We start from the raw sequence: 1,470 nt of genomic DNA on the forward strand, positions 1-1,470 counted from the left end.
TGTTGTTCAGGTCAAAGTGAAAAAAGGACAACAGGCAAGTAAAACGGCAGTCCTTATCCACAATTTTACAATTATGCTTTTTCCTAGTTAAACAGTGGATCGTACGTCAAGTCGTCTAGATGGCTCACCTCACCTTCTGCGAATTGGTGCTCGATTACTCGAAACTCTTGTTCCCAATTCTGTTTTCGGCGTCCTCTTGAAAAGCGTGTAGGTTGCCTAAAAAGCGAACGAAGAAAGGTGTCAATGCCTTTAAACAACAGGTTCTGTAGGGTTTTCTTTATCTCGAGTAAAGGACCGTTGTGATGCAGTTGCTCTTGTAAGAGCACTTGTAAACAATACGTGATGAGCGCGACCCAGATTTGATTACACACGGCATTTTCACTCTTTCCATAGAACGTTTTGAACGTGAGGTGTTGTTTCATCCACTTAAAGAAAGTCTCGATCTTCCAGCGATAGCGATACAAGTCACCGATTTCTTCGGCAGACAAGTCAAAACAATTCGTGACGATCATGATGACGTTTCCTCTGCTATCGTGTGTCTCAATTAAGCGCAAGGGGTGGGTCATTTTTGTCTCATTTTGCGAGTTACCTAGAAACACTTCCTGGTCTTTCACAATCGGTGAACTTGCTTGCGGAATTTGTTCGGATAGCACTTCAACCTGTGCGTTCTTCTTCAAACGAGTAATAAACCGAACATCGTGTAAACAGAGGTGATCAAACTGTTTATAATCGATATAGCCACGGTCAAACAAGTGAATCGCATTTGAATCAATATCAATGAGATCTCCCATTTGAGTGCGGTCTGCATGCTTGGCAGGTAATAGAATTCCTTTATCGGGTAAGGTTAACTCTTTCGTAACGACAACCCGTAAATGAAGTCGAATTCCTGCTTTTGTTTTGCGGAAAGTTGCCCAAGGGTACTGACTTACACTCATACTCATGGTCGTCGAATCAATCACGTGTAAGCGACCGATCTCACGAATAATCGGCGATTGCTTCATCTTCGCCTGAATGTTTAACACGAGATAATGAAAGATCTTTTCAAATAACTTTGGAGATAAATCACCCAATTTCCTTGAAAGCTGTGAAGTGCTAATCGTATCAAATGTAAGTTGAACTTGAAGTTCTTCCTCATCTCTTAGCTTCTTTGACATGTGAGTTAAGCTTTTGATTTCCTTTAATTGCGAAATGATAAGCAGTTGAAGAAACTTATAGGCTGTTAGCTTTTTCACGTATTTATCAAGGTCTATCACGTTAATGAGGTTGGAAAAAGTATGTTCATCAATGACTTTTAGTAGTTCATTTATTGTAGATTTTATGGTATTCTTGTCCATGGGTATGCTCCTTTTAATTGGGATTTGGACAGAACTACCAATCCTAATTATAAGGAGTTTTTTTGTGCCTTGAAACCATAAATTTCTACTTGAAACTACTTGACAAATTTTTAATAACTTTATGCAAAGCTAATGA

Annotated in this window: 1 protein-coding gene; it reads right to left on the minus strand. The window is 39.3% G+C overall.

All coding sequences use genetic code 11. The annotated features are described in order from the left end of the window. Positions 1-83: 83 nt before the first annotated feature. Positions 84-1,334 (minus strand): IS4 family transposase, encoded by a 1,251-nt coding sequence (locus AC1FXP_RS23375; RefSeq protein ID WP_480064313.1) that lies wholly within the window; start codon positions 1,332-1,334, stop codon positions 84-86. Positions 1,335-1,470: the final 136 nt, after the last annotated feature.

The organism is Halalkalibacter sp. HAAS-P013, from assembly GCF_056619925.1.